Source organism: Pseudomonas fluorescens (assembly GCF_902497745.1).
Taxonomy (GTDB): Bacteria; Pseudomonadota; Gammaproteobacteria; order Pseudomonadales; family Pseudomonadaceae; genus Aquipseudomonas; species Aquipseudomonas fluorescens_BM.
On record NZ_CABVHJ010000016.1, the window covers coordinates 133,751 to 143,285 of the forward strand.

Annotated in this window: 3 protein-coding genes and 1 rRNA gene; all 4 read right to left on the reverse strand. The window is 59.4% G+C overall.

Annotation, left to right across the window (positions count from 1 at the left end; genetic code table 11):
• Positions 1-15 precede the first annotated feature (15 nt).
• The gene (gene recD, locus F8N44_RS22875; RefSeq protein ID WP_150651894.1) at positions 16-2,124 is read right to left on the reverse strand and encodes an exodeoxyribonuclease V subunit alpha; all 2,109 of its coding nucleotides are present in this window, start codon (positions 2,122-2,124) and stop codon (positions 16-18) included.
• Entirely contained in the window at positions 2,121-5,810 is a 3,690-nt protein-coding gene (gene recB / locus F8N44_RS22880) for an exodeoxyribonuclease V subunit beta (protein ID WP_150651895.1), read from the reverse strand. The genes recD and recB overlap by 4 nt, the downstream gene beginning before the upstream one ends.
• Complete coding sequence (gene recC, locus F8N44_RS22885; protein WP_150651896.1) at positions 5,807-9,259, reverse strand: exodeoxyribonuclease V subunit gamma; 3,453 nt, start codon at positions 9,257-9,259, stop codon at positions 5,807-5,809. Before recC ends, recB begins: the two co-directional genes overlap by 4 nt.
• Before the next feature lie 154 nt (positions 9,260-9,413).
• Positions 9,414-9,529 (reverse strand): 5S ribosomal RNA (rrf, locus tag F8N44_RS22890).
• Positions 9,530-9,535: the final 6 nt, after the last annotated feature.

The window sequence follows — 9,535 nt, forward strand, 5'->3', positions numbered from 1 at the left end:
CAATCGTCGGGATTTTCACCTCGCAGGCACGCTCCCCTCCTCCAGTTCCAGCATCAACCCGCTCAGGCGTTTGACCTTGCGCTGCACCGCTTCTTCAAACACGCCCGCTCGGGATTCGATCAAGGTGAACCAATGCTTGGCCCGGGTGATACCGGTGTAGATCAACTCTTTGGTCAATACCGGGTTCAAGGCGTCGGGCAGGATCAGCGCGGTGTGGGCAAACTCCGAACCCTGAGACTTGTGCACCGTCATGGCGTAGACGGTTTCGACGTCGTTGAGGCGGCTTGGCAATACGAAGCGCACACCGCCCTGACCGTCGTTGCGCGGGAAGGCTACGCGCAGCACCGGTTTGCCTGCATCAGGTCCTTCGCGCTCGGGCAGCTTGAGGGCAATGCCGATGTCGCCGTTCATCAAGCCCAGACCGTAGTCATTGCGCGTCATCAGGACTGGCCGGCCTTCGTACCATTGCTGATCGTTTTCGATCAGTCGTGCTTTGAGCAGCGCGGCGGTGATGCGTTGATTCAGACCTTCAACACCCCATGGCCCTTTGCGCACTGCACACAGCAACTGGAACGTGTCGAACGCCTGCAAGACTTCGCGGGCCCAAATGACCCAGTCCGGATGTTCGAGCGGCCTACCCGACGATGGACGCTGCTCGCGCAGCACGCGCAAGTAATGGCGATAGCCTTGTGGCCCGTCGCCATGCCCTTCCAGCAACAGCCGCTCAAGTTTCTGATCGTGCTCCCCCTTGAGCGGCAGCGAATACACATCGTCGTAGTGCCCGGCAGTGAGTAACTGACGTGCTTCATCCGGCAACTGTTGATTGACTCGCCGCGCGAGCTGGCCGATCCCGCTACCCTCGCCGAAGCGCCGCGAGTAGCGGAGCATCACCACTTGCTGGGCCAGTGGGTGAGCACCCTCGACGTCCTCATGCAAGCCACTGTCCTTAAGGGACTCACCGCTGACCGACTCCAGCCACTGTCGGGTCTGCGGGTTGTACCAGCCACTTTCGGCATCCCGGCACAAATCCCCCAGCACTGCGCCAGCCTCAACAGAGGCCAGTTGATCCTTGTCACCGAGCAACACCAGTCGTGCATGGGGTGGCAAGGCATCGAGCAGATTGGCCATCATTTCCAGGTCGATCATCGAGGCTTCGTCGACCACCAGCACATCCAGTGGCAGGCGGTTGCCTGAATGGTGACGGAAGTGTCGGGTGCCGGGACGACTGCCCAGCAGACGATGCACGGTGGTGACGTCGCAAGGAATCTTCGCCCGCACCTCTTCGCTGACTTCCAGTGACTGCACTTGTTGGCTGATGGACTCGGTCAACCGCGCCGCAGCCTTGCCTGTCGGCGCCGCCAGACGAATCCGCAGCGGATGACCGGCCGCGACTGCGGGGGCTTGAAGCAATGCCAGCAAACGCACCACCGTGGTGGTTTTACCGGTCCCCGGCCCGCCGGTAACGATGCTGAAGGCGCCGCGAGTGGCGAGAGCGCAGGCGAGTTTCTGCCAGTCGATCACCTCGCCAGCCTTGGCTGGTCCGAACAGTCCATCCAGTCGCTGCGACAGATCGTCCGGCGTTGGCTCTACTTGCTGCAGGCGCTGACGCAACGCCGAATCGATGCGCCGTTCGTAGGCCCAGTAGCGTCGCAAATACAGACGTTTACCGGCCAACACCAGCGGACGTTGCTGTGCGATGTCACGGGTATCCGCCGCCAGTGCGACCAAAGAGCTGCCCGCGAGAACCTCGCACCAGTGCGCACCCTCGAGCGCTTCAAGCAACTGCGAAGGCAGTAACAACACCCCCCCTTGCACGTCACCTTCGGGGGGCAGCGACAGAGCGAAGTCGGGAGCTTTCAGGGTTTCGTACAGATCGAGACAAACATGACCGTGGCCAAGTTGATGGCTGGTCAGGGCAGCTGCGAGCAGCACCAGCGGATCCGTATCGCGCTCAAGTTCGTGAAGAAACGCGACAAACGCTTTGTCCAGCGCCCGCAGCCAGCCACGCTCGACCCAACGGGTCAGCAATATCAACAGGTCATCGGCGCGGGTCAGGGGCGATAGTCTCGACAAACTGTCGGCTGCCAGCGGCGTGGGGAGCAGATCGGCAAAGGTGCGGCTCATAGCAGGACTCCCTGTTCCCAGGCGGGTTCGGACTTGGGTTCGGGTTTTCCTTGGAACATTCGGTCGAGACGTTCGATCAGCTCTCGGGGCGGACGAGCAAAATACACGCCGCGACTGTCAGCACGGGTGCCGCGCAGGAAGAGATACAACGCGCCGCCGACATGCCGGTCGTAATCGTAATCAGGCAGCCGTGCCTTGAGCTGGCGATGCAACGCCAACAGGTACAGCACGTATTGCAGGTCATAGCGGTTGTCGAGAATCGACTGTTCCATGGCTTGTTCGGTGTAAGCCAGATCATCCACGCCAAGCCAGTTGGACTTGTAGTCAGCCACGTAATAACGGCCGTCGTGTTCAAAGGTCAGGTCGATGAAGCCTTTGAACATGCCGTTGAGCTGCACCGGTTCTGCCGCCACACGGGCCACGCCCCTGTGAGTGTGCTGTCGCACCAGTTCGTCGAGTTTGAGGACATCGACTTTATGGCTGGCGAACCAGAACTCCATCTCGACCCGATACTGCTTCAGTTGCTCCAGAACAACTGGCGGCTGCCCACCTGCAATCGGCAATGGTGACTGCAGCAAATGTTGCAGCCAGTCACTCAGGGTGTTGATCCAGCCCTCCCAGCCGCGCAAATTGCAGCGCCGGGCAATCGCATCTTCCAGCGCTTCGCGGGAAACGGCGAAGCCGTCGTCACCGGCCCATTCCAGCAAACCGTGAAGAAACGTTCCCGGATTGGGGCCGCGCGGAAAGCGGTGGATATCGGCGCCGCCAGCTATGATTTCTCTCGGCGCGTCCGGGTCGAGGCGTTCGTCGTCAAACAGCTTTTGTGCCTGCGGGCTGTCCGGCGCTTCATCGCTGCCGACACTCAGCACATCGCTGATGCGCAGCGCACTGTAAGACGCAATCCACCAGTTTTCGCTGGCCTTGCGCTTGGGCAACAGGGTGGCGCTCAGCACGGCGTCGTTGCGTGGTGGCCGGTAATGCTCGTCGGTGGATTGTGGCATTTCACTGGTGTGGATGGCCGGGCAGTCTTGTTGCAGGTCTTGCAACCAGCGCTTCAGTTCGCTCGACTCACCCAGCGATACGCCACCGCCGAGCAAATAACCCAGCGCTGAAAGGTGCAGCACCGAGCTATTGTTATTGCCTCGCTTGAGATCCGTCACGCCCAACCAGCAGGCATGCTGCGCGCGGGTCAGGGCAACGTAGAGCAAGCGCAAGTCTTCGGCGAGACGCTCATCATCCGCTTGTGCAATCAGCTCGGCAGTCGGTTTGAGACTTACCTGAGCCTTGCCTGCTGCATCGTGGTAATGCAGCGGCAGACGACTGCCATCAACGGGTTTTGCCGAGCAAATGAACGGCAGGAACACCAATGGATATTCCAGTCCCTTGGACTTGTGGATAGTCACGACCTTGACCAGTTGCTCGTCACTTTCCAGGCGCAGAATCTGCTCTTCGCCAGCCTGACCGGACACTGCCAGCAGTTCGCCGAGATGACGAATCAGCGCTTGTTCTCCGTCCAGCTCCGCAGCCGCTTGCTGCATCAACTCCGACAGATGCAACAGGTTGGTCAGCACGCGCTCGCCATCGCTGCGTGTCATCAAGGTTTGCGGCAAATGGAAGTCGTGCAACAGGCGTCGCAACATCGGCAGCACACCCTGTTTGCGCCATAGCTCGCGATAGCCACGGAATTGCATGACCCGGGCTTCCCACACCAGTTCGTCCTGGTTCAGACGTTCCAGCTCGGCCAATGGCAGGTTCAGGGTGATACAGGCCAATGCGGCTTTCAGGGAGCGCTCGACATCCGGCTCGGCGCAGGCCTTGAGCCAGGACAACAGGTCGTGGGCCTCTTGCGCCGCAAATACCGAATCCTTGTCCGACAGGTAAACGCTGCGCACGCCACGGGCAGCAAGTTCACCGCGTACGGCCTGCGCCTCTTTGCCGTCGCGCACGAGAATAGCGATGTCGGACGGCCTCAGACCTCTGAAGTCTTTGCCGTCCTGAGTGAATCCTGCGCTAGCGTTTTGCCCACCATTGAGCAGCGCGGTGATTTCGCTGGCGCACGCCGCTGCCAACTGCTGACGATAGACCGCGCCCGACAGTGGCTGGTCGCTGGACAAGTGCCAGACATTCAACGCCGCGATAGCTTGCCCGGCAACTTGCAGATGTTCCTTGCGACCTTGAGATTCGACGGGAAGAAATGGCACTGGGTTGTCGCCATTTTTCTCGCGGAACAAAAACGCACCGCGACCCAGCTCTCGGGACTCGGCGCGTGCGAATACATGGTTGACCGCGTTGACCATGCCGTGGCTGGAGCGGAAGTTGGTGCCCAGCGTATGCAACCGACCAGTGGTGGCCTGACGCGCGCGCAGGTAGGTGTAGATGTCCGCACCGCGGAAAGCGTAGATCGCCTGCTTCGGATCACCGATCAGAAACAGCCCCGTGTCTGGACTGTTGTCTTCGATACGATAGATGCTTTCGAAGATTCGGTACTGCACCGGGTCGGTGTCCTGAAACTCATCGATCAGTGCGACCGGGAACTGCTCGCGGATCAACGTCGCGAGACGTTCGCCACCATCGGATTGCAGCGCGGCATCCAGACGCAAAAGCATGTCGTCGAAGCCCATTTCGGCACGACGGCGCTTCTCTTCTTCAAAGCGTGCGCCTACCCATTTGGCGGCATGTTGCAGCACAGCAGCATCGGGAGTGGGTAATGCATCGAGATTCGACTTGAGCTTCGGCATGGCGTCCAGGCCCGGGTGGCTCGGGGCCTGACCTTTCCACGCTTCGGCCATGCCGTCGGGGGTCAGTCGGGTGAAACCGGTGCCGATATCCAGTTGCTCCAGGGACTCGTCTTCGGCCCATGCCTTGAGCTTTTCAAACCAGGGTTCGAAGTAACGCGCCTGCATCTTGCGCCCGTCGACGGTTTTGCTCGCAACGCCCTGATGACAAATGGCGAGCAATTCGTCAGCCCACTGGCGCCAGGGCATTTTCAATTCGGTCAACGCCGCCCGGCGTTCTTGCAGGCATTCTTCGATCAGCTGCGCAGGCGCCTTCCCCTCGTCGCTGTCGCGCTCACTGGCGAACAAGCCGCGTATGCGTGGCAACAATGCCGCAGGTCCGCCCCAGTTGCTGCGAACCCAGTTCAAGGCATCGCCTTGCATCGGATAACAGAACAGCCGCCAGTAATCGCGCAACACCTCGCCAAGCAAGTCGCTGTGATCGGTTTCCAGGGATTGGGTGAACAAACTGCCGCTGTCGAACGCGTGTTCACGCAGCATACGCTGACACCAACTATGGATAGTCGAAACGGCCGCCTCGTCCATCCATTGCGCGGCGACATCGAGACGGTTGGCACAACCGGGCCATTGTTGAGAGTCGAACTGATCACGCAATTCGGCAATCAATCCGTCGGGCGCAGGCGTTTCGTCGCGGAAAAATCGGGCGGCCTCCGCCAGACGCGTGCGTATGCGTTCGCGTAATTCCTTGGTCGCAGCATCGGTGAAGGTCACGACGAGAATCTGTGGTGGCAGCAACTCGCGACCGAACCCGCTCAACTCGTCACCGTGCCCCAGGATAAGTCGCAGATAGAGCGCAGAAATCGTGAAGGTTTTACCGGTACCGGCACTGGCTTCGATCAACTGGCTGCCCTGTAGCGGAAATGCCAGTGCGAGGGGTGTCTTGGTACTCATGCGCGAGCCCCTTCAGTGGATAGCGAACGCCAGGGCGCTTCAAACAGCGGACGGTACAAAGCATCACACCAACCGGAAAACGTCTCGTCAGCAAGCAATGCCTCGAAATCGGCAAATTGACGTGACAACGCCGGGCTCTCGCGGCGCTCACCTTCGCTGGTCTGCCCGTCACCGTCATAGGTTTTACGTGCAGCAGCTTCTGCCTTCAGCGGGTCGGTCTGAGAAAGCCACGCGAAAGCGGTCTTTACTGCGATGGGCAGCGGCTGTCGCATACCCGCCTGCCAGGCGAGGAGCAAATCACCGAGGAACCGTATGGCGCGATCTGGCTCCATGGGATCAAGCAGCAGGGTGTCATCGCTGGCAACCAGTGCAGTGCTCAGGGAAAGTCCGCTGGCGCAGGCCACCAGATGATTGACCCAGGGTCTGGTCAGGCGATGCCATTTACGGCTTTTGATCGAGCCAATGCTGTTGGGGATGGTCGTGACCGACAACAGGCCACCGTCGGCGCGCTGATGCAAACCGGCAAGCCAGCCTTCAAGGCGTAACCCCTGCAATTCAAGGTTGACCGGTAACGCACTGGTCAAAGGGCCAGGCCAGAGTGTCAGCAGTTGTTGATAACGCTGCAGCAAATCCGGCAGAGGTTCGATCAACTCTCGTTGCAGGCACTCGCCGAACCCAGCCATTGGCAACAGGCCGCTGTTTTGCAGACGCCGTGCCTGGGCAGTCAGCGCCTCATCGACATTGTCCGGTTGCCTGAGAGCGGCTTCGAGCAGGCTGTCGCTGAGTGTGTAACGCTGCAATGCGTCCAGCACGAAGGGTTCTTCATCGGCCAGAGGAGCTTCGGCGGCCTCGAAATAGACCTTGAGGCGCTGGGTGAAAAAGTGTCGAACCGGATTGCGCAAAAAATCCTGCAGCAAAGCCAGGCTCAACGGTTCCTCTTGTACATAAGGGGTAAGCAACTGCACTTCGCGTTGAGGCTCATGCTGCTGATGCAGAACCTGCCATTCGCTGGCGTAGCTGAAGAGGTGATCGCCGTCATGAAAATAGCGCGCGCTGAACGGTTGCAGCGGGTGCTCTTGCGTCATGGCACTTAACAGATCGCCGCTTTCGTCGAGCAATCGCCAACCGCTGGCGAGGTGATCGCGCAACTGGCCGATCAACACGGAAGCCGGTCGCTCACTGTTGTCGCGAATGCTGCGGCCGACCCAACTGATGTACAGCTGATTGCGCGCTGACAAAAGTGCTTCGAGCAAAAGGTAGCGGTCATCTTCACGCCGCGAACGATCTCCCGGACGGTAGTCGCTGCCCATGAGGTCGAAGTCCAGCGGAGGCTGTGCGCGGGGATAATCGCCGTCATTCATTCCCAGCAGGCAGACCAGTTTGAATGGAATGGCACGCATGGGCATCAGCGTACAAAAATTCACGGCACCGGCCAGGAAGCGCTGAGATAAACGCCCCTGATCCAGCCCGGCGAGCCAGGCTTCGCGCACAACTGTCAGTGGCAGCTCATCCGCAAGACCTACGGCCTCACATGTTTCCAGCCAGGTTTCACGAAGCTCTTCGAGCTGCGTCAGCAAGTAATCGTCATGTTCGTTACTGGCTTTGAAGAACAGTTGCATCAGCGCTTGCAACCGATAACCCCACTCCTTGGGTTGAGCGGGTTGAGTGAGCTGCTGATGAGCAAGTTCCAAAGCGTCGAGCAAGGCTACCAACGGCCCGATCAGTGCGGCGTCGAGTCCGCCGATTTCATCATAGGGCTCAATCCCTTCACACGCGTTGGCGCTGCCGACGGCGTAGCCCAAGAGCATCCGGCGCAGACCGAAATGCCAACTGTTTTGTTCAAGCTCATTCGGTAAACCCAGGCCCGCCCGCTGCTCGGCGTTCATGCCCCAACGCACGCCTGCACCTTCGATCCAGCGGTGCAGCGTTGGCAGGTCGCGCTCCTCCACACCAAAGCGTGCGCGAAGTGCGGGAACGTCGAGCAGGTCGAGGATTTCACTGACCGGGAAACGGCTATCGGGAAGCTTGAGCAGGTGTTCGACCGCGATCAGCAATGGATCGCGGCCGCGCTGCCCCTGATCGGCCAATGTGAAGGGTATGAATCGCGGGTCGTGGCGATCAAGCTGACCAAACACCGCGCGGATATGCGGCGCGTAGCTGTCGACATCCGGCACCATCACGATCACATCGCGAGGGCGCAGATCCGGGTTGGCACTGAAGCGCGCGAGGAGCTGGTCATGCAATATCTCGACTTCACGTTGAGCACTGTGGGCAATGTGAAAGCGTATCGACTCGTCATCAGCCAGGTCGACAGCGGGCCAGTGTTCACGAGTTTCATTGAGCGGGCGCAACTCCAGGATGTCGTCCTGGAGTTGATTGAGCAGATTCTGTGGCTGGGTGTCGCTGAACAGGTCTATGCGACCGTCGCGAAAAGCCGCTCGATAGCTATTCGGATCATCATAACTGTCGAGTAGGCTGATGTAGTCCCGGCCTTGCTTGCCCCATGCTGCCAACAGCGGATGGGCATGTTGATGCAGTGTTTCAGGATCAAGCACGACGGGCATTCCGCTTTTGCGCGATTGCCGCTTGTATTGATGGCGCAGCAGATCCTTGTCGGCGACGATGTCGGCCCAGTGATGGCGGCAGGGGTTGTGCACACACAGCAGAACCTGACTGAAACGCGCGAGCCCGGCCAGCGCTTCAAGCACTTGGGCTGGTAACGAAGAAATCCCGAAGACGATCACTCGTGATGGCAAACCCACCGGGGCCTCGGTGAGATTATTGATGCGCTCGATGAATCGCTGATGAACACCCGCACGACTCTGCGCCATTCCCAGTTCGCCCACGTCATCGAGCAATGCACGCCACAACTCCGCTTGCCAGCAACTGGTCGGTGGCAGCGGTTTTACTTCGCCTCTGACATTTCGCAGTTGATGCCGCCCTTCGGCCCAATCCTCGAGCCAGTCGGCGCGATAGACCTGATATTGGTCGAAGAGATCCGCGAGGCGCTCAGACAGTTGATAGCGTTTACGCAAGTCAGTGTCGTTGGTGAGGAAGCGTTGTAACGGCTCGAAATGCGGGCGATCGATCACCTGGGGTAGCAAGCGCATCAGACGCCAGGTTAACGGTGCCTTATCGAGCAGGGATTTGGCCGGAATTTCTTCTCGTCCAAGAACCATGCGGTAAAGCTGCCACATGAAACTGCCCGGCAGTTGCACATCAATCGCTGCCGCAATACCGCAGCCGCCCAGATCCTCGTCCTGCGGGTCTTCCGCCAGAGCCAATTTGAGCCATTGGGCAATACCGTTGCTCTGCACCAAGGCAATTTCATTTTCCAGGGGAGCTAGTGGATAGCGCCGCATGATGCTGATCACAAGGCTGCGCAGTTCGTCCAGGCTGTTGCTCTGAACCACCATGAATGCAGCGTTGAGGGACTGGGCGTCCGGCATAAGGGTTTCCTTGGAGAAGTACAAAAGCCAGGGCAGAACCTTAGCATTGTCGGCAGGTTGTGACAGCCGGACGGCGTCCGTGAATGCTGTACGAACTTTCCTGCGGGCAAAACAAAACCCCAACTGCTTTCGCAATTGGGGTTTCGGAATTTAATCTTGACGATGACCTACTCTCACATGGGGAAACCCCACACTACCATCGGCGATGCATCGTTTCACTGCTGAGTTCGGGATGGGATCAGGTGGTTCCAACGCTCTATGGTCGTCAAGAAATTC

Coding starts and splice junctions, on each gene's coding strand:
- recD (WP_150651894.1), bottom strand. CDS start 2,124: ATGAGCCGCACCTTTGCCGATCTGCTCCCCACGCCGCTGGCAGCCGAC.
- recB (WP_150651895.1), bottom strand. CDS start 5,810: ATGAGTACCAAGACACCCCTCGCACTGGCATTTCCGCTACAGGGCAGC.
- recC (WP_150651896.1), bottom strand. CDS start 9,259: ATGCCGGACGCCCAGTCCCTCAACGCTGCATTCATGGTGGTTCAGAGC.